Below are 18,000 nucleotides of genomic sequence, written 5' to 3' on the forward strand. Positions count from 1 at the left end.
GCGCTATGGCTAAGAAAGAGAAGACGGGTCGCAAACTGGTCGCGCAGAACAAGAAGGCGCGCCACGATTACCACATTCTGGACACCTATGAGTGCGGCATGGTGCTGACCGGCACCGAGGTGAAGTCGCTGCGCCAGGGTCGTTCCTCGCTGGCGGACGGCTTCGTCCAGATCGACGGCGGCGAGGCCTGGCTGCACAACGCCCACATCCCCGAGTACGCCCAGGGCACGTGGACCAACCACAGCGCGCGCCGCAAGCGCAAGCTGCTGATGCACCGGGCGGAGATCGACAAGCTCGACTCGAAGTCGCAGGAGACGGGGCACACGATCGTGCCGCTCGCCATCTACTTCAAGGAGGGCCGGGCCAAGGTCGAGATCGCCCTGGCCAAGGGCAAGAAGGAGTACGACAAGCGGCAGACGCTGCGCGAGAAGCAGGACACGCGCGAGTCGAACCGTGCCATCGCCGCCGCCCGCAGGCGGCAGCAGGCCCAGCGGGCCCAGCGGGGCTAGCCCCTCCCGGGGAATTCGCTGGCACCGTCGTGCGTTGGTCACGTACGATGGGCTCACAGCACACCGGCTGGTAACCGGTGCGCAGCTTGAAAACACAACATGGGGATGATCGGTTTCGACAGCGGATGTCGAAGCAGGGGAAGCGTGTCGAGGAAGCGGCAATGATCTCGTAAACCATATGTCGCAACCAATAATCGCCAACACCAAGCGCGATTCCTTCGCCCTCGCTGCCTAAGTAGCGACTTGCGAAGTGTCAGCCCGGGGCTGTTCCCGACCCGGATCCTGGCATCAGCTAGGGGACTAAACCACTAGACCCGGTCACGGGGTCTAGTGGGAAATCAAACAGTGACTGAGCCCGTCGGAGACTTGTTCGCGTGATCTCCGGGGCCGAGAAAATCGCAGCGAACTGCACACGGAGAAGCCCTGATTCTGCACCGTTGGACGCGGGTTCGATTCCCGCCATCTCCACTCATCCCATGTGAGGCAAAGGCCCCACCGCCCAGGCGGTGGGGCCTTTGCCGTTTCCCTCCGGCCGCCCCCGGGCAACCGATGGCGCGGGGCGGGCCTCTTACAGGGGGACCAGGGGGCGACCGAGGGGGCCCGGTGAAGTGGACACGGACAGTGGCCGTCGTCGCGGTGGGCACGGGCGCCCTGTGGCTGGGCGCGGCCCCGGCCGCCGTCGCCGACGAGAGCCCCGGCGCGGCGCACCTCCTGCTCAACGGCGCCTTCGACAACCGCCCCGGTGAACTGATCGACATCGATGTGCGGGGCCTGCGCGAGCGGGGCGGCGTCACCGTCACCTCGCCGGTCTTCCGTCATCCGGTGCAGCTGGTCCCCTACGGGCACGGCGACCGCGGCCACCACGCGCGGCCGGCGATCGCGGGGGACGTCGAGCCCGGCACGTATCCGCTCACCGTCCGCGCGGGCGGCCGGGTCGTGGCCGAGGACCGCGTGGAGGTCCGGGCCCCGCGCCCGGCGACGTTCCGGGTGAGCACGCCGGACGACGTGCTGCGGCCCGGCGAGCGGCTGGGCCTGTCCTTCGACGACCTGCGCCCCGGCGCGCACGGCGAGACCTTCACCGCCGCCTCGGCGGCCTTCCGCTCGAAGGTGCGGCTGACCCATGACCCCCGGGGGCCGCACTGGAACAACCCCCGGATGTTCACCGCGCTCGTCGCCCTGCCCCTGGACGTCAAGGACGGTACGTACAAGGTCACGCTCACCGGCCCCGACGGCAGCCCCGTCCAGGAGCGGCCGCTCGTGGTCCGCGCCGCCCGGCCCGGCGACCGCGACTACGTCGGCAGGGCGCGCGGCCCGGCCTTCTTCGCCGCCGCGGGCCGCCCCGCCGCGGCCCGCACGCACGGCCACAAGGTCGCGGCGGGCGGGAGCGTCAACGTCCTGTGGCGCGACGCCTCCCCCGACCCCGGCGAGGACGAGCGCCTGATGGCCACCTCGCCGGCCTTCGAGGGCCCCGTCCCGCTCCGGCGCGACGACAGCAAGGCGGCCGACGGCGCGATGCCCCGGTACGTCGGCCCGGCCCGGGTCCGTACGGGCCTCGCGTCCGGCCGCTACCCCGTCACCGTCATCAGCCACCACGGCCGGGTCAAGCGCACCGGCCACCTGCTGGTCACCGGCGCCACCGGCACGTCCGGGGGGCCCGGCGGCCCGGGCCGTGCGCTGCTGATCGCGGGCGCGGGAGGCGCGGCGGCGCTGGTGGCGGCGGGCGCCGTGACCTTGCTGCTGCGCCGTCTCCGCGGGCCGCGGGCGGCCGGCTGAGCCGGCCGCGCACCACTGGTGCGGGTGGCGCCGCACCGCCGGGCGATGTTGACTGCCGGGCGTGCCACACGACATAGAGCCGCGGCTGCTCAGGGCGTTCGCCGCCGTCGCCGAGGAGCTCCACTTCACCCGGGCCGCCGGGCGCCTGTTCGTCGCCCAGCAGGCCCTCAGCCGCGACATACGCCGGCTCGAACAACGCCTGGGCGCCGACCTCTTCGTCCGGACGACCCGGAACGTGACCCTCACCGCGGAGGGCGCCCGTCTGCTGCCGTACGTACGGCGGGTGCTCGCCGCCCACGAGGAGCTGGCGGCGGCCTGCGCGGGCGCGGACCGGCCGCTGCTCGTGGACGTCGGCGGCCCCGTGAGCACCGGGCACCGCGTGCTGACGGCCGCCCGCCGCGCGGCGCCCGGGACGGAGCTGGTCGCCCGTCACCACGGTGGCCTCACGGGCGCCGCCGCCGGTCTCGCCGACGGCCGGCTCGACGTCTCCTTCGGCCGCTTCGGCGGCCTTCCGGAGCCGCTGCGGGCGGGGCTGTGCCACCAGCCCGTACGGCTGGAGCCGATGGCCGTGCTCCTGCGGGACGACCACCCCCTGGCCGCCCGCGAGGAGATCGAGCTGGACGCGCTGCGCGGCGAGACGCTCTACGCGGCCGCCGGCAACCCCGCCACCGCCGAGTGGACCGACCTCGCCGAGCGGCTCTTCGAAGGGCGCGGCATCGCGATCGCCGAGCCGTTCCCGCCGATCGAGGGCAAGGAGGAGTTCGTCCGCCTCGTGCGCAAGCGGGGCTGGTCGGTGCTGGCGAGCGTCGAGTTCATCGAGATCCCGGGCATGGTCCTGCGGCCGCTGGCCGGCCCGGCGGCGCTGTCGCCGGTGGCGATGGTGTGGCGACGCGGCCTGCGCCACCCCGGGCTCGACGCCCTGCGCACCGCCGCCCGCGAGCTGGTCGCGGCACACGACTGGCTGGAGCGGCCCGCCGGATCATGGCTGCCGCCGGGCGACGCGGCACTGATGGGGTGCTGACCGCCCCTCGGCGGTGTCCTCAATCGCCGGACGGGCTCCATTTCGATTGAGGACCGGGGTCCGGGGCGGAGCCCCGGGAAACGGTGGGGCTTCCGGCGGCGGGCGCGGCCGGGCACCCTGGGACGCGCGGGGGAACCACCCAGACGGAAAAGGTGACACGCGCATGGCAGCGGCCTCCCACGAGCTGCGGTTCGACACCGGACGGCTCTGCCTCGACCTGGTGGCCACCGCGGAACCCGCGGAGCGGCTCGACGGCCCCCGGCGGTTACGGTCCTGGCTGGTGGGGGCCCGCACGGTGCCGCCGGGCACGCCGCTCGACGCCGTGGACGCCGACTGGCTCGTACGCTTCCAGGGCGTCCGCGACCTGCTGCACCGCGTCGTGCACGCCGAGATCGCCGGCCGCGCCGCCGACCCCGACCTGGAGCGCGTCAACGCCCTCGCCGCCACCGCCCCGCCCGCCCCGCGGGCGGTCCGGGGACCGGGCGGCCTCCTCGTGCGGAGCCTGGCCGTCGCCCCCGACTGCGGGGCGCTGCTGGGGCAGGTCGCCCGCGACGCGGTGGACCTGCTCACCGACCCCGTCGCGCGGGGCCAGCTGCGCCAGTGCGAGGGCGAGAGCTGCTCGCTGGTCTACCTCGACACCTCCCGCGGCCGCCGCAGACGCTGGTGCTCCAGCGAAGTGTGCGGCAACCGCGAACGCGTCGCCCGCCACCGCCGCCGCGCCGGCGCCCAGCCCGTCAACGGCCGTGCCCTGAACGGCTAGTGGCGACGGCCACGAAGAAACCTCACTCCGCGCTGAACGCCCGGCCCGCCGCATCCGTACCCCCCGCCGGAGGGCACCGCCCACCTGACACCCCGGCGCACCCCGGAACCACCGAACCGCGCTATCGACCCAGGGGGAAGGCTTGCGCAAGGATGCCGCTGTGGCTGACAGGACGAGTCCGGACGAGGACCTGATGCGGTCGCTCTACGACGAGCACGCCGGCCCCCTGCTCGCCTTCGTGCTGCGCCTGGTGGCGGGGGACCGCCAGCGCGCGGAGGACGTCGTCCAGGAGACCCTGCTGCGCGCCTGGCGCAACGCCGACCGGCTGCGCGGCGCCGCCGGCTCCGTACGGCCGTGGCTGGTGACCGTCGCCCGCCGCATCGTCATCGACCACCACCGCAGCCGGCAGGCCCGGCCCCGGGAAGTCGACCCGGGCCCGCTGGAACTGCTGCCCGCCACCGACGAGATCGACCGGGCGCTGCGCCTGATGACGATCTCCGACGCGCTGCGCGACCTGTCCGACGCCCACCGGGAGGCGCTGATAGAGACCTACTTCAAAGGACGTACGGTGAGCGAGGCGGCCGACGTGCTGGGCGTTCCGGCCGGGACCGTCAGGTCCCGCGTGTTCTACGCGCTGCGCTCCCTGAAGCTCTCCCTCGAGGAACGAGGAGTGACGGCATGAACGCCGAGCACACGGCGGTCGGCGCCTACGCCCTCGGCGTCCTCGACGACGCGGACGCCGCCCGCTTCGAGGAGCACCTCGCCGGCTGCCCCCGCTGCGCCGCCGAGCTCGACGACCTCATGGGCCTCACCCCTCTCCTCGGCGAGCTCCAGGAGTCCACACCAGACCCGGAGATCCTCACCGCCGCGCCCCGCCCCGAGCTGCTGGACCGGCTGCTCCAGGACGTCGGCGCCGCCCGCCGGGCACGACGCACCCGCCGGCTGTGGCTGGTGGCCGCCGCCGTCGTGCTGATCGTCGCCGGGCCGCTGGTGGGCGCTGCCTTGACCGCACGCGACGCCCCCGACCACAGCAGCGTCAGCGCCGCCAAGGAGATGTACGAGGAGGGCGACAAGAAGGGCGCCGTCGATGCGGACACCGACGTCGACGCGACCGTCTCCCTGCAGAGCAAGCCCTGGGGCACCCACGTCGCCCTCAAGCTGGCCCACGTCAGGGGCCCGCTGACCTGCGACCTCGTCGCCGTCGGCAGGAACGGCCAGGAGCAGACCGTCACCACCTGGGCCGTCCCCGCGTCCGGCTACGGCCTGCCCGGCGCCGCCACCAAGTGGGGCAGGGAGCCCCTCTACACGCACGGTGGCGCGGCCTTCAACCGCGCCGACATCGCCCGGTTCGAGGTGCGCACGCTCGACGGCAAGCGGCTGGCGACGGTGCCCATGTGAGCGGTCCCGGGTGATCCGTCAACAGGCGACACTCGTGGCAAACCCCTCATGTCCTGACAGGTGCGCTCACTACCCCTGTTCGCGTACGGTTGACGGCTGCCCTACGCACAGCAGAAGGGGGCTTGGGTGGCCGCGCAGAACGCCACAGACGCGCAGGTGGCGACAGGACGGGCGAAGGAGCCCGACGGGGTCCGCGACCGCGAGATCGGTGCCGAACAGCACCATCTGGACCGGGTGTACCGGCGCCTCGAGGAGAAGATCCACGAGGCCGAATTCCTCATGGACGACGCCGCCAAGCGCGGCCAGGTCGGCACGCCCGGCGCACTCGCCGAGCGGGACGCCCAGGTGTTCCGTGCCGGCGTGCACCTCAACCGGCTGAACAACGAGTTCGAGGACTTCCTCTTCGGCCGCATCGACCTGCTCCTCGGCAAGGACGGCAAGAAGGGCCCGGACGGCGCGTACACCTCCGTCGAGCCCGCCGACGACGCGGTGCGCGACGACCGCGCCGAGATCGCCGAGACGCTGCACATCGGCCGCATCGGCGTGCTGGACGCCGACTACTCCCCGCTCGTCATCGACTGGCGGGCACCGGCCGCCGCGCCCTTCTACCGCGCGACCCCCGTGGCGCCCGGCCGGGTCGTACGCCGCCGCGTCATCCGCTCCAAGGGCCGCAAGGTCCTCGGCGTCGAGGACGACCTGCTGCGCCCGGAGCTGGCCACCACCCTGGAGGGGGCCGCGCTCCCCGTCGTCGGCGACGGCGCCCTGATGGCCGCCCTCGGCCAGGCCCGCAGCCATACGATGCGCGACATCGTCTCCTCCATCCAGGCCGAGCAGGACCTGGTCATCCGCGCCCCCGCCGCCTCGGTCACCGAGGTCGAGGGCGGCCCCGGCACCGGCAAGACCGCCGTGGCCCTGCACCGCGCCGCCTACCTCCTCTACCAGGACCGCAGGCGCTACGCGGGCGGCATCCTCGTCGTCTCGCCGACGCCGCTGCTCGTCGCCTACACCGAGGGCGTGCTGCCCTCCCTCGGCGAGGAGGGCCAGGTCGCGATCCGCGCGGTCGGCTCCCTCGTCGACGGCGCCGAGGCCGACACCTACGACGAGCCCGCCGTCGCCCGCATAAAGGGCTCCTCCCGCATGCTCAAGGTGCTGCGCAAGGCGGCACGCGGGGCGCTGGAGGTGCCGCAGGGCGCCGGGGCGGTGCCCGACCGGCTGCGCGTCGTCGCCTTCGGCGCCCGCGTCGAGCTGGAGGGCGATGAGCTGCGCCGCATCCGCAACGCCGCCCTCGGCGGGACCGCGCCCGTCAACCTGCTGCGCCCGCGCGCCCGCCGGCTGATCCTCGACGCCCTGTGGTCCCGCGCCGGCGGCCGCAAGCGCTACACCGACCCCGAACTCGCGGCCGAGGCACGGGCGGCGTTCGACGAGGACATCACCACCGAGACCGTCTTCACCGACTTCCTCGACGCCTGGTGGCCCGAGCTCACCCCGCGCCGCGTGCTGGCCTGCATGGCCGACGAGAAGCGGCTGGGCCGCTGGTCGCGCCGGGACCTCAACCCCCGCGAGGTGCGCCGCCTGGCCCGCTCGCTGAGCCGCCTGGACGCCGCGGGCCGCGGCCCGCTCTCCGTGCACGACGTGGCGCTGCTGGACGAGCTGGAGACGCTGCTCGGCGTCCCCTTCCGCCCCCGGCAGCCGCGCGAGGTGGACCCGCTCGACCAGCTCACCGGGCTGGAGGAGCTGATGCCCCAGCGCTCGGAGTCGCGCCGCGAGCGTGCCGAGCGCCTCGCGGAGGAGCGCCGCGACTACGCGCACGTCATCGTCGACGAGGCACAGGACCTGACGCCCATGCAGTGGCGGATGGTGGGCCGCAGGGGCCGCACCGCCACCTGGACGATCGTCGGCGACCCGGCGCAGTCGTCCTGGTCCGACCCGGACGAGGCCGCCGCCGCCCGCGACGAGGCGCTCGGCGCCCGCCAGCGCCGCCGTTTCGAGCTGACCGTCAACTACCGCAACCCCGCCGAGATCGCCGAGCTGGCGTCCCGCGTGCTGGCCCTGGCGATGCCCGGGATGCGGTCGCCGCGGGCGGTGCGCTCCACCGGCGTCGTGCCCCGGTTCGCCGTGGCGGGCGAGGACCTGGGCGCGTCCGTGCGCGCGGAGGCGGCGCACTTGCTGGCCGACGTGGACGGCACGGTCGGCGTGGTCGTCCCCATGGGCCGCCGGGCGCAGGCGCGCGAGTGGCTGGCGGGCCTGGGCGACCGCGTGGTGGTGCTGGGCAGCCTGGAGGCCAAGGGCCTGGAGTACGACGCGACGGTCGTGGTCTCGCCCGCCGAGATCGCCGACGAGTCCCCGGCCGGTCTGCGGGTGCTCTACGTCGCCCTCACCCGGGCCACCCAGCGGCTGACGGTGCTCTCGGGCGGGAAGGACGACCCGGACGACGCCGGGGTGCCGGACCTGCTCAGGGACTGACGCCCGACCGGTCCCGCACGGGGCGGCTCCGGCCGCCCCGGGGGCCGAACGGCGCACGAGGCCGCGCCCGATCTGACGTTCCGAGAGCGGAACGTGCCCTACCGGAATCACTTCGCGGAGCTGTTTGTTAGCCTGGTTACGGCACCGGCTCGATCCAAGCCCCCGGGCCCAACCTTAGTCGCTTCGAGCGACCACTTGCCGCGAGGCGAGCATGGCGGGTCGGTGCCGCCACAGATGTCCTGACGGGCGTCCTTCCCTGCCGGGGAGGGCGCCCGTCGGCATTTGGCCTTCTCGTATTCCGGAAGATTTCTTCCGGTATGAGGGCCTGGTTACCTCCTACCGACCGGTAGGTGGGACGATCGGATGTCTCGCGTCTCCGTGACGCGCGCCACGAGCGAAACAAGCGAAAGCAGAGGAAAGCGGCCATGGCAACGGCGCCTAGCGTCTCGTACTCGATGACGGTCCGACTCGAGGTTCCCGCGGGCGGTACGGCCGTGAGCCAGCTGACCACGGCTGTGGAGTCCTCCGGTGGTTCGGTGACCGGTCTGGATGTGACTGCTTCGGGTCACGAGAAGCTGCGGATCGACGTCACGATGGCGACGACGTCGACGGAGCACGCGGACGAGATCGTGGAGAAGCTGCGCGGTATCGAGGGCGTGGTGCTGGGCAAGGTCTCCGACCGTACGTTCCTGATGCATCTCGGTGGCAAGATCGAGATGGCGTCGAAGCATCCCATCCGCAACCGTGACGATCTCTCCATGGTCTACACCCCCGGTGTGGCGCGGGTGTGCATGGCGATCGCGGAGAACCCCGAGGACGCCCGCCGTCTGACGATCAAGCGCAACAGTGTCGCGGTGGTCACCGACGGCTCGGCGGTGCTGGGTCTGGGCAACATCGGCCCGATGGCGGCCCTGCCGGTGATGGAGGGCAAGGCGGCCCTGTTCAAGCGGTTCGCGGGCATCGACGCCTGGCCGATCTGCCTGGACACCCAGGACTCCGACGCCATCGTGGAGATCGTCAAGGCCATCGCCCCCGGCTTCGCCGGCATCAACCTCGAGGACATCTCGGCGCCGCGCTGCTTCGAGATCGAGGCCCGCCTGCGCGAGGCCCTGGACATCCCCGTCTTCCACGACGACCAGCACGGCACCGCCATCGTCGTCCTCGCGGCGCTGACGAACGCGCTGCGTGTGGTGGGCAAGAACATCGGTGACGTACGGGTCGTCATGTCCGGTGCGGGCGCGGCCGGTACGGCCATTTTGAAGCTGCTGATCGCCGCCGGCGTCAAGCACGCCGTCGTTGCCGACATTCACGGTGTCGTGCACGCCGGTCGTGAGGACCTGGTGTCCGCTGACCCGGGTTCGGCGCTGCGGTGGATCGCGGACAACACCAACCCCGAGGGCATGACGGGCACCCTGAAGCAGGCCGTGCGTGATGCGGATGTGTTCATCGGTGTGTCGGCGCCGAACGTGCTCGGTGGTGAGGATGTGGCGGCGATGGCGGAGAACGCGATCGTGTTCGCACTTGCCAACCCCGACCCCGAGGTCGAGCCGGCCGTGGCCCGCCAGACCGCGGCGGTGGTGGCGACCGGGCGTTCGGACTTCCCGAACCAGATCAACAACGTGCTGGTGTTCCCGGGCGTCTTCCGCGGTCTGCTGGACGCCCAGTCGCGTACGGTCAACACCGACATGATGCTCGCGGCGGCCGGCGCGCTCGCCGACGTCGTCGCCGAGGACGAGCTCAACGCGAACTACATCATCCCCAGCGTCTTCAACGACAAGGTCGCCGGCGCGGTCGCCGGGGCCGTCCGGGAGGCCGCGAAGGCCGCCGGGGCGGCTGTGACGGGCACCACGGCGGTCTGACCACGGCGCGTCGAGTGGCGCGACGCCACTTGGCCCCCCATAAGGTGTCGGGCAGAAATCAGCCGCAGAAATGCGGCCGCATCCGAGGCTGTGGCGCTTTCCGTGTGACTCTCCAGGGTGCCGGATTGGCTTTCCCGCCACTGGTGGGGGCAGGATGCGTAACCGGGCGCGAGGGTCTGGCAAACGGACCCGGGTCCGGGGACTGTCCGAGGGCCCTGGCAGCATCGGCTTCGATCTCACGCCTCAATGGCAAGAAGAACACGGGAGTACAACATGAACCGCAGTGAGCTGGTGGCCGCTCTGGCCGACCGCGCCGAGGTGACCCGCAAGGACGCCGACGCCGTTCTGGCCGCCCTCGCCGAGACCGTCGGCGAGATTGTCGCCAAGGGCGACGAGAAGGTCACCATCCCCGGCTTCCTGACCTTCGAGCGCACCCACCGTGCCGCTCGGACCGCGCGCAACCCGCAGACGGGCGAGCCGATCCAGATCGCTGCCGGTTACAGCGTGAAGGTCTCCGCGGGCTCCAAGCTCAAGGAAGCCGCGAAGGGCAAGTAAGCCTTCAGGGGCCCACAAGCCTCCAGCGCGAAAGGGCGGCCACCCGGGGAGGGTGGCCGCCCTTTCGGCGTAACCACGGCGCAAACGGCCTGTGAACGGCCCGTGAAGCCCGTAACGGCCCGTCAGGGCCCGTACGGGCCTTCGAGGCCCGGAAACGGGCCCTACGGGCCGTCAGGGGTTTTGCGTATCAGGCGTCGAACCGCCAAGGCGCTCGCCTCAGGCGTCGGAGCCGCTCGGCAGCTCCACGTTGGCACCGAGGTCCTTCAGCTTCTGCATGAAGTTCTCGTAGCCGCGGTTGATCAGGTCGATGCCGTGGACCCGCGAGGTGCCCTCGGCGGCCAGGGCCGCGATCAGGTACGAGAAGCCGCCGCGGAGGTCGGGGACGACCATGTCGGCGCCCTGCAGCTTCGTCGGGCCGGAGACGACCGCGGAGTGCAGGAAGTTGCGCTGGCCGAAGCGGCAGGCGGAGCCGCCCAGGCACTCGCGGTAGAGCTGGATGTGCGCGCCCATCTGGTTGAGCGCGGAGGTGAAGCCCAGGCGCGACTCGTACACCGTCTCGTGGACGATGGACAGGCCCGAGGCCTGCGTCAGGGCCACGACCAGCGGCTGCTGCCAGTCGGTCTGGAAGCCGGGGTGGACGTCCGTCTCCAGCGCTATGGCGTTGAGCGAGCCGCCCGGGTGCCAGAAGCGGATGCCCTCGTCGTCGATCTCGAAGGCGCCGCCGACCTTGCGGTAGGTGTTCAGGAACGTCATCATCGACCGCTGCTGCGCGCCGCGGACGTAGATGTTGCCCTTGGTGGCCAGCGCCGCGGACGCCCAGGAGGCCGCCTCCAGGCGGTCCGGGAGGGCGCGGTGGTTGTAGCCGCCGAGCTTGTCCACACCGGTGATGCGGATGGTGCGGTCGGTGTCCATGGAGATGATCGCGCCCATCTTCTGCAGCACGCAGATGAGGTCCTCGATCTCCGGCTCCACGGCCGCGTTGGACAGCTCGGTGACGCCCTCCGCCAGGACGGCGGTCAGCAGCACCTGCTCGGTCGAGCCGACCGAGGGGTAGGGCAGGCGGATCTTGCAGCCGCGCAGGCGCTGCGGGGCCTCGAGGTACTGGCCGCCCTCGCGCTTCTCGATCGTCGCGCCGAACTGGCGCAGCACGTCGAAGTGGAAGTCGATGGGTCGGCCGCCGATGTCGCAGCCGCCCAGGCCGGGTATGAAGGCGTGGCCGAGGCGGTGCAGCAGCGGGCCGCAGAAGAGGATCGGGATGCGCGAGGAGCCGGCGTGCGCGTCGATGTCGGCGACGTTGGCGCTCTCCACGTACGTGGGGTCGAGGACCAGCTCGCCGGGCTCGTCACCGGGACGGACCGTGACGCCGTGCAGCTGCAGCAGGCCGCGCACGACGCGTACGTCCCGGATGTCGGGGACGTTGCGCAGGCGGCTGGGGCCGCTGCCGAGCAGTGCGGCGACCATGGCCTTGGGCACGAGATTCTTCGCGCCGCGGACGCGGATCTCTCCCTCGAGCGGGGTACCGCCGTGGACAAGCAGGACATCGTCAGGGCCGGTCATGGATCTCGCGTTCCTGGAGTTGGGCAGGGGGCAAGAAGAAAGGGTAATGGGACCGGAGGGCCCTTCTGCCGCCCTGAGGGGCTTGGAAGTACGTCATGGGTTTGTCACAACACTCTGCGTTTATGGAATGGTAGCTACCGGTTATCGCCGGGTCGCTGCCGGTCATTTGCGCGGGCGCTGCTCTCGTACGCCCCCTCGCCGCCCCCGGCCCATCACCGCCGCCCACTCCCCGCGGGGCCCCGGAATGCGGGATCATGGCGCCATGACCGAGGTGTCCTCGCTCACAGGACGGCTGCTCGTCGCGACACCGGCGCTGGCGGACCCGAATTTCGACCGCGCGGTGGTGCTGCTGCTCGACCACGACGAGGAGGGCTCGCTCGGCGTGGTCCTGAACCGGCCGACCCCGGTCGGGGTCGGCGACATCCTCCAGTCCTGGGCCGCGCTGGCCGGCGAGCCCGGAGTCGTCTTCCAGGGCGGCCCCGTCTCGCTGGACTCGGCGCTGGGCGTGGCCGTGGTGCCCGGGGAGCCCCGCGAGAGCGGCGGCGACCCCTCGGCCGGCGACGGCCCGCTGGGCTGGCGCCGGGTGCACGGGGCCATCGGGCTGGTCGACCTGGAGGCCCCGCCGGAGCTGCTGGCCACCGTCCTGGGCTCGCTGCGGATCTTCGCCGGCTACTCCGGATGGGGCCCGGGCCAGCTGGAGGACGAGCTGGTGGAGGGCGCCTGGTACGTGGTGGAGTCCGAGCCCGGCGACGTGTCCTCGCCCGACCCGCAGCAGCTGTGGAGGGCCGTGCTGCGCCGTCAGCGCAACGAACTCGCGATGGTCGCCACCTATCCGGACGACCCGAGCCTCAACTGACGGGGGCCGGCCCCAGTACCCTTGGGGACCATGAGCACTCTCGAGCCCGAGCGCGGGGCAGGTACCGGCACCCTCGTAGAGCCGACACCGCAGGTGTCGCACGGCGACGGCGACCACGAGCGCTACGCCCATTACGTCCAGAAGGACAAGATCATGGAGAGCGCGCTCTCCGGTTCGCCGGTCGTGGCTCTCTGCGGCAAGGTCTGGGTTCCCGGGCGCGACCCGAAGAAGTACCCGGTCTGTCCGATGTGCAAGGAGATCTTCGACGGCATGGGCGCCGGCGGCGACGACAAGGGCGGCAAGGGCGGCAAGGGCGGCGACAAGAAGTAGCCCCCGGCTGTCCTGCCCGGGCTTTCGACGGCTCCCGGGGCGCGATCACGCGCCCCGGGAGCCGTTTGCTCTTGTCGGGACGGGTCGGCCGCCTCTAGCCTCCTCCTCGTTCGGTTGTGCACTGCGAAACGCTCATTGCGTATGTTGCAACGCCTGCCCGCTGAGGGGGTCCCGTGCCGCGACCACCGCTCCGAACGGCCGCTCTGCTCGCCTGGGCGGTGCTCCTCGCCGTGCTTCCCGGCGCCGTCACGGCCTGTGCGCCCGCCACCTCGGCCGGCGGCCCGTCCGGTGACCGTGCCACCGGCACGCTGCGCGTCTGGCTCTTCCGGGAGGTGGACAACGCGCCCAAGGCGGCGGTCGTCGCCGAGGCCGTGGCCGCCTTCGAGAAGGCCCACCGGGGGGTGCGGGCGGAGGTCACGTACATCCCGGTCGAGACCCGCGCCCAGCGGATCAAGGCGGCCTTCAACGATCCGAGGAGCGCGCCGGACCTGATCGAGTACGGCAACACCGACACCGCCGGCTACGTCCGTGACGGCGGTCTGGCCGACGTCACGGCCGACCTCGCGGCCTGGGAGGACGCCCGGGACGCCGACCCGGCGGCCAAGCGGTCCGTGACCGTGGACGGCAAGCTCTACGGCTCCCCGCTGTTCGTGGGCGTACGGGCGCTGTACTACCGCACGGACGTCTTCGCGGAGCTCGGCCTGCGGCCGCCGCGCACCCTGGGCGAGCTGGCCGCCACCGCCCGGCGCGTCCACCGGGAGCGGCCCGGGCTGTACGGGCTGGTGGTCGGCGGGGCCTACACCTACGGCGCCCTGCCGTTCGTGTGGGCGCACGGCGGGGAGATCGCCGAGCGCGAGGGGGCCCGCTCCTACGCCGCCGCGATCGACGGCCCGGCGGCGAAGCGGGGCATCGAGGCGTACACGGCCCTCTTCGGCGACGACAACTGCCCCGCGAGCCGGTGCGCGCGGATGACCGGCAACGACACCGTCCAGGCCTTCGCGTCCGGCAAGGCCGCCATGGCCATCGCCGGCGACTTCAGCCACCAGGCCGTCGAGCGCGGCGAGGTCAAGGGCGTCTACGCGGTCGTCCCGCTGCCGGGAGTGCGTGAGGGGCGGATCGCGCCGGCGTTCGCAGGCGGGAACAACATCGGCGTCCTGCGGAGCAGCGCGCACCGCACCCTGGCCGTGGGCCTGATGAAGTCCCTGACCGGCAAGCGCACCCAGGCCCGGCTCTTCGACGCGATGGGCTTCCTGCCGACGTACCCGGACGTCCGCGCCGACGCCGCCCGCGAGCGGCCCTTCGTCGAGCCCTTCGTGCGCACGCTGGCTGCCGGCGCCCGGTCCGTACCGGCGTCGCCGGCCTGGGCGGCCATCGACGCGGGGCAGGTGCTGCCGACGATGCTCCAGGAGGTCGCGAGCGGCCGGAGGGGCGTGGACGCGGCGGCGGCGAGCGCGGCGCGGAAGATGGACGACGCGTTCCGGAACAAGGCGTTCCGGTCGTGAGGGGGCCGGCGCCGGGCCGCACCCGGCAGTCCTGGACGCCCTGGCTGTACCTCGCCCCCGCGCTGACCGTCGTCGGCGGCCTGCTGATCTACCCCGTCTACCAGCTCGGCCTCATCTCCTTCCTCGAATACACCCAGGCCCAGGTCAGCGGCGGCGAACCGACCGCCTTCCGGGGCCTGGCCAACTACCGCGCGATCCTGGGCGACGGACAGTTCCGGCAGGTCCTCCTGGCCACCGTCCTCTTCGCGGCGGCGTGCGTGGCGGCCACCCTGGCCGTCGGCTGCGCGCTGGCCGTCCTGCTGACGCGGATACGGGCCCTGCCGCGCCTGGCGCTGATGCTCGCCGCCCTCGGGGCCTGGGCCACGCCCGCCGTCACCGGGTCGACCGTGTGGGTCTTCCTCTTCGACCCGGACTTCGGCCCCGTCGACAAGCTGCTGGCCGGGCTCGGGCTGAGCGGCTTCGAGGGGTACGCGTGGACGTACGGCCGCTACAGCGCCTTCGCGCTCGTCCTGCTCGAGGTCGTGTGGTGCTCGTTCCCGTTCGTCATGGTGACCGTCTACGCGGGCATCAGGGCCATCCCCGAGGACGTGCTGGAGGCGGCGGCCCTGGACGGGGCCTCGCGGTGGCGGATCTGGCGCGACGTCATGGCGCCGATGCTGCGGCCGGTCCTGGTGGTCGTCACCCTCCAGTCGGTCATCTGGGACTTCAAGGTGTTCACACAGATCTACGTGATGACCAATGGCGGCGGCATCGCCGGACAGAACCTGACCCTGAACGTCTACGCCTACCAGAAGGCGTTCGCCTCCTCCCAGTACAGCCTCGGCTCGGCGATCGGGGTGGTGATGCTGGCGATCCTGCTGGCGGTGACGCTCGGATATCTGTGGCTGCTCAGGCGCCAGGGGGAGGAGATATGACCCGGCCGTGGCGGTTCGCGGCGGAGGCGGTGGCGCTGCTGACGGCCGCCGTGGTCGCCTTTCCGCTGTTCTGGATGGTGCTCTCCGCCGTCAAGCCTGCGGGGGAAGTGCAGAGCGACCGGCCGCGCCCCTGGACGCTACACCCGTCCCTGGACGCCTTCCGGCGCGTCCTCGGCCAGCAGGACTTCGGGCGGTACTTCCTCAACAGCCTGCTGGTCGCCTCCGCCGTGGTCCTCGCCTCGGCGCTCATCGCCTTCCTCGCGGCCACGGCGGTGACCCGCTTCCGGTTCCGCTTCCGTACGACCGTGCTGGTGATGTTCCTCGTCGCGCAGATGGTGCCGGTGGAGGCGCTGACGATCCCCCTCTTCTTCCTGATGCGGGACCTGGGGGAGAGCGTGCCGGGTATCGGCCTGGACACCCTCGGCTCGCTGATCCTGCCGCACATCGCCTTCTCCCTGCCCTTCGCCGTCTGGATGCTGCGCGGCTTCGTCAAGGCGGTGCCCGAGGCGCTGGAGGAGGCGGCGTACCTGGACGGGGCGAGCCGGAGCCGGTTCCTGTGGCGGATCCTCTTCCCGCTGGTCTTCCCGGGACTGGTGGCGACGAGCGTCTTCTCCTTCATCTCCGCCTGGAACGACTTCCTCTTCGCCAAGTCCTTCATCATCAGCGCCACCGAGAACTCCACCCTGCCGATGGCGCTCCTCGTCTTCTTCAAGGACGAGGGCAACGACTGGGGCGGCATCATGGCCGCCTCGACCCTGATGACGGTCCCCGTGCTGGTCTTCTTCGTACTCGTACAGCGCAGGCTGGTGTCCGGCCTGGGCGGAGCGGTAAAGGACTGACGATGCCCGATCTGATCCCGGCCCCGCGGCGGATGCACAACGTGCCGCCCCCCGGTCTGTACGTCCTCGACGACGAAACCCTGATCGAGGCGCGCCCCGGTACGGAGGGCGTCGCGCACTGGCTGCGCACGACCGTCGGCGCGGCGACCGGTCTGCCGCTGGCGCCGGGGGGCGACGACGACAATCGCATCGTGCTGAGCGTCGACCCGTCCGTCGAGCGGGAGCTCGGCCCCGAGGGCTATCGCATCGTCATCGACGGCTACGCCGTGCGCCTCGACGGGGGCAGCGCCGCCGGAGTCTTCTGGGCGGCGCAGACCTTCCGTCAGCTGCTCGGCCCGGACGCGTTCCGGCGGGCGCCGGTCAGGCCGCGGGCCGCATGGCACGTACCGACGGTCGTCGTCGAGGACGCGCCCCGCTTCCGCTGGCGGGGCGTCCTGCTCGACGTGGCCCGCCATTTCCTGCCCAAGGACGGCGTGCTGCGCTACCTCGACCTGCTCGCCGCGCACAAGCTCAACGTCCTGCACCTCCACCTGACGGACGACCAGGGATGGCGCGTGGAGATCGAGCGCTACCCGAGGCTGACGGAGGTCGGCGCGTGGCGGGCCCGGACCAAGGTCGGGCACAGGGCGTCCCCGCTGTGGGACGAACGGCCGCACGGTGGCTACTACACGAAGGACGACATCCGCGAGATCGTCGCGTACGCCGCCGAACGGCACATCACGGTCGTCCCCGAGATCGACGTCCCCGGCCACTCGCAGGCGGCCATCGCCGCGTACCCCGAACTCGGCAACGCCGACGTCGTCGACACCACCGCCCTGTCCGTCTGGGACACCTGGGGCGTCAACCCGAACGTGCTCGCCCCCACCGAAGCTGTCCTCGCCTTCTACGAGAACGTCCTCACCGAGGTCCTCGACCTCTTCCCGTCCCCCTTCGTCCACATCGGCGGCGACGAGTGCCCCAAGGACCAGTGGAAGGCGTCCGCCACCGCCCAGGCCCGCATCGGGGAACTGGGACTGACGGGGGAGGAGGAGCTGCAGAGCTGGTTCATCCGCCACTTCGACCGGTGGCTGGCGGAGAGGGGACGGCGGCTGGTGGGCTGGGACGAGATTCTCGAAGGCGGCCTGGCGCCGGGGGCTGCGGTCTCCTCCTGGCGCGGCTACGCGGGCGGCATCGCGGCGGCCCGGGCCGGCCACGACGTCGTCATGTGCCCCCAGGAGCACGTCTACCTCGACCACCGCCAGGCGGACGGCGACGACGAGCCCGTCCCCATCGGCTACGTCCGCACCCTGGAGGACGTCTACCGCTTCGAGGCCGTACCGCCCGGGCTGACGGAGGCCGAGGCCGCCCACGTCCTCGGCGCCCAGGCCAACCTCTGGACCGAGGTGACGGAGACCCAGCAGCGCGTCGACTACCAGGCGTTCCCGCGCCTGGCCGCCTTCGCCGAGACGGTCTGGTCCACCCTCCCCGCCCCCGGCCGGCGCGACTACACGGACTTCGAACGCCGGATGGCCGCCCACTACCCCCGCCTCGACGCCCTCGGCGTCGACTACCGCCCGCCGGGCGGCCCGCGCCCCTGGCAGCGCCGCCCCGGCGTGCTCGGACGCCCGATCGAGGGTGCGCCCCCGATCGTGTGAGCCACGCCGGAAGGTGACGAACCGTGTGGC

At 72.3% G+C, this 18,000-nt stretch carries 16 protein-coding genes and 1 other RNA gene; 16 read left to right on the top strand and 1 reads right to left on the bottom strand.

The genetic code is table 11. The features are described from left to right. Positions 1 to 5: 5 nt before the first annotated feature. The 10 genes from smpB (at position 6) to AB0G59_RS08785 (ending at position 10,338) form a co-directional block, all read left to right on the top strand. Positions 6 to 509 (top strand): SsrA-binding protein SmpB, encoded by a 504-nt coding sequence (gene smpB, locus AB0G59_RS08740; protein ID WP_071961961.1) that lies wholly within the window; start codon positions 6 to 8, stop codon positions 507 to 509. 101 nt (positions 510 to 610) lie between these two features. Beyond that, positions 611 to 980, top strand: a transfer-messenger RNA (tmRNA) gene (gene ssrA / locus AB0G59_RS08745). A gap of 132 nt (positions 981 to 1,112) precedes the next feature. Further along, positions 1,113 to 2,282 (top strand): hypothetical protein, encoded by a 1,170-nt coding sequence (locus AB0G59_RS08750; RefSeq protein WP_360909433.1) that lies wholly within the window; start codon positions 1,113 to 1,115, stop codon positions 2,280 to 2,282. A gap of 61 nt (positions 2,283 to 2,343) precedes the next feature. Beyond that, a complete protein-coding gene (locus AB0G59_RS08755; protein ID WP_360909435.1) occupies positions 2,344 to 3,303 on the top strand; it encodes a LysR family transcriptional regulator in 960 nt (319 codons plus the stop codon). Between the two features lie 163 nt (positions 3,304 to 3,466). Next, positions 3,467 to 4,063 (top strand): ABATE domain-containing protein, encoded by a 597-nt coding sequence (locus tag AB0G59_RS08760; protein ID WP_360909437.1) that lies wholly within the window; start codon positions 3,467 to 3,469, stop codon positions 4,061 to 4,063. A 160-nt stretch (positions 4,064 to 4,223) separates the two neighbouring features. Continuing rightward, entirely contained in the window at positions 4,224 to 4,745 is a 522-nt protein-coding gene (locus AB0G59_RS08765) for a sigma-70 family RNA polymerase sigma factor (protein WP_360909439.1), read from the top strand. After that, on the top strand, positions 4,742 to 5,461 hold the full coding sequence (locus AB0G59_RS08770; protein ID WP_360909441.1) for a zf-HC2 domain-containing protein: 720 nt from the start codon (positions 4,742 to 4,744) through the stop codon (positions 5,459 to 5,461). Before AB0G59_RS08765 ends, AB0G59_RS08770 begins: the two co-directional genes overlap by 4 nt. A 156-nt stretch (positions 5,462 to 5,617) precedes the next feature. Next, positions 5,618 to 7,924 (top strand): UvrD-helicase domain-containing protein, encoded by a 2,307-nt coding sequence (locus tag AB0G59_RS08775; protein ID WP_360909988.1) that lies wholly within the window; start codon positions 5,618 to 5,620, stop codon positions 7,922 to 7,924. Between the two features lie 425 nt (positions 7,925 to 8,349). Continuing rightward, the gene (locus AB0G59_RS08780) at positions 8,350 to 9,783 is read left to right on the top strand and encodes an NAD-dependent malic enzyme (RefSeq protein ID WP_360909444.1); all 1,434 of its coding nucleotides are present in this window, start codon (positions 8,350 to 8,352) and stop codon (positions 9,781 to 9,783) included. Between the two features lie 273 nt (positions 9,784 to 10,056). Beyond that, complete coding sequence (locus AB0G59_RS08785; protein ID WP_071961969.1) at positions 10,057 to 10,338, top strand: HU family DNA-binding protein; 282 nt, start codon at positions 10,057 to 10,059, stop codon at positions 10,336 to 10,338. A 216-nt stretch (positions 10,339 to 10,554) separates the two neighbouring features. On the opposite strand, the gene murA is transcribed toward AB0G59_RS08785, so the two are convergent. Further along, on the bottom strand, positions 10,555 to 11,895 hold the full coding sequence (murA, locus tag AB0G59_RS08790; RefSeq protein WP_360909447.1) for a UDP-N-acetylglucosamine 1-carboxyvinyltransferase: 1,341 nt from the start codon (positions 11,893 to 11,895) through the stop codon (positions 10,555 to 10,557). Between the two features lie 262 nt (positions 11,896 to 12,157). On the opposite strand from murA, the gene AB0G59_RS08795 reads away from it, so the two are divergent. From AB0G59_RS08795 to AB0G59_RS08820, 6 genes are all read left to right on the top strand, one after another. Further along, positions 12,158 to 12,751, top strand: coding sequence for a YqgE/AlgH family protein (locus AB0G59_RS08795; protein ID WP_071961971.1), 594 nt, complete (start codon positions 12,158 to 12,160; stop codon positions 12,749 to 12,751). 30 nt (positions 12,752 to 12,781) lie between these two features. After that, on the top strand, positions 12,782 to 13,081 hold the full coding sequence (locus tag AB0G59_RS08800; RefSeq protein WP_071961972.1) for a DUF3039 domain-containing protein: 300 nt from the start codon (positions 12,782 to 12,784) through the stop codon (positions 13,079 to 13,081). A gap of 203 nt (positions 13,082 to 13,284) precedes the next feature. Continuing rightward, complete coding sequence (locus tag AB0G59_RS08805; RefSeq protein ID WP_360909990.1) at positions 13,285 to 14,583, top strand: extracellular solute-binding protein; 1,299 nt, start codon at positions 13,285 to 13,287, stop codon at positions 14,581 to 14,583. Then, complete coding sequence (locus AB0G59_RS08810; protein ID WP_360909450.1) at positions 14,580 to 15,497, top strand: sugar ABC transporter permease; 918 nt, start codon at positions 14,580 to 14,582, stop codon at positions 15,495 to 15,497. The genes AB0G59_RS08805 and AB0G59_RS08810 overlap by 4 nt, the downstream gene beginning before the upstream one ends. Beyond that, positions 15,494 to 16,336: a carbohydrate ABC transporter permease gene (locus tag AB0G59_RS08815; RefSeq protein ID WP_360909452.1), complete on the top strand. Its 843-nt coding sequence runs from the start codon at positions 15,494 to 15,496 to the stop codon at positions 16,334 to 16,336. The genes AB0G59_RS08810 and AB0G59_RS08815 overlap by 4 nt, the downstream gene beginning before the upstream one ends. Positions 16,337 to 16,338: 2 nt before the next feature. Next, a complete protein-coding gene (locus AB0G59_RS08820; protein WP_360909454.1) occupies positions 16,339 to 17,970 on the top strand; it encodes a beta-N-acetylhexosaminidase in 1,632 nt (543 codons plus the stop codon). Positions 17,971 to 18,000: the final 30 nt, after the last annotated feature.

It is taken from the genome of Streptomyces sp. NPDC021096, assembly GCF_040641275.1.
Lineage (GTDB): Bacteria > Actinomycetota > Actinomycetes > Streptomycetales > Streptomycetaceae > Streptomyces.

Excerpts from the sequence above, each read along its gene's own strand:
- AB0G59_RS08795 (WP_071961971.1), top strand. The coding sequence starts at position 12,158 with ATGACCGAGGTGTCCTCGCTCACAGGACGGCTGCTCGTCGCGACACCG.
- AB0G59_RS08770 (WP_360909441.1), top strand. The coding sequence starts at position 4,742 with ATGAACGCCGAGCACACGGCGGTCGGCGCCTACGCCCTCGGCGTCCTC.
- AB0G59_RS08820 (WP_360909454.1), top strand. The coding sequence starts at position 16,339 with ATGCCCGATCTGATCCCGGCCCCGCGGCGGATGCACAACGTGCCGCCC.
- AB0G59_RS08760 (WP_360909437.1), top strand. The coding sequence starts at position 3,467 with ATGGCAGCGGCCTCCCACGAGCTGCGGTTCGACACCGGACGGCTCTGC.
- AB0G59_RS08815 (WP_360909452.1), top strand. The coding sequence starts at position 15,494 with ATGACCCGGCCGTGGCGGTTCGCGGCGGAGGCGGTGGCGCTGCTGACG.
- smpB (WP_071961961.1), top strand. The coding sequence starts at position 6 with ATGGCTAAGAAAGAGAAGACGGGTCGCAAACTGGTCGCGCAGAACAAG.
- AB0G59_RS08785 (WP_071961969.1), top strand. The coding sequence starts at position 10,057 with ATGAACCGCAGTGAGCTGGTGGCCGCTCTGGCCGACCGCGCCGAGGTG.
- murA (WP_360909447.1), bottom strand. The coding sequence starts at position 11,895 with ATGACCGGCCCTGACGATGTCCTGCTTGTCCACGGCGGTACCCCGCTC.
- AB0G59_RS08800 (WP_071961972.1), top strand. The coding sequence starts at position 12,782 with ATGAGCACTCTCGAGCCCGAGCGCGGGGCAGGTACCGGCACCCTCGTA.
- AB0G59_RS08780 (WP_360909444.1), top strand. The coding sequence starts at position 8,350 with ATGGCAACGGCGCCTAGCGTCTCGTACTCGATGACGGTCCGACTCGAG.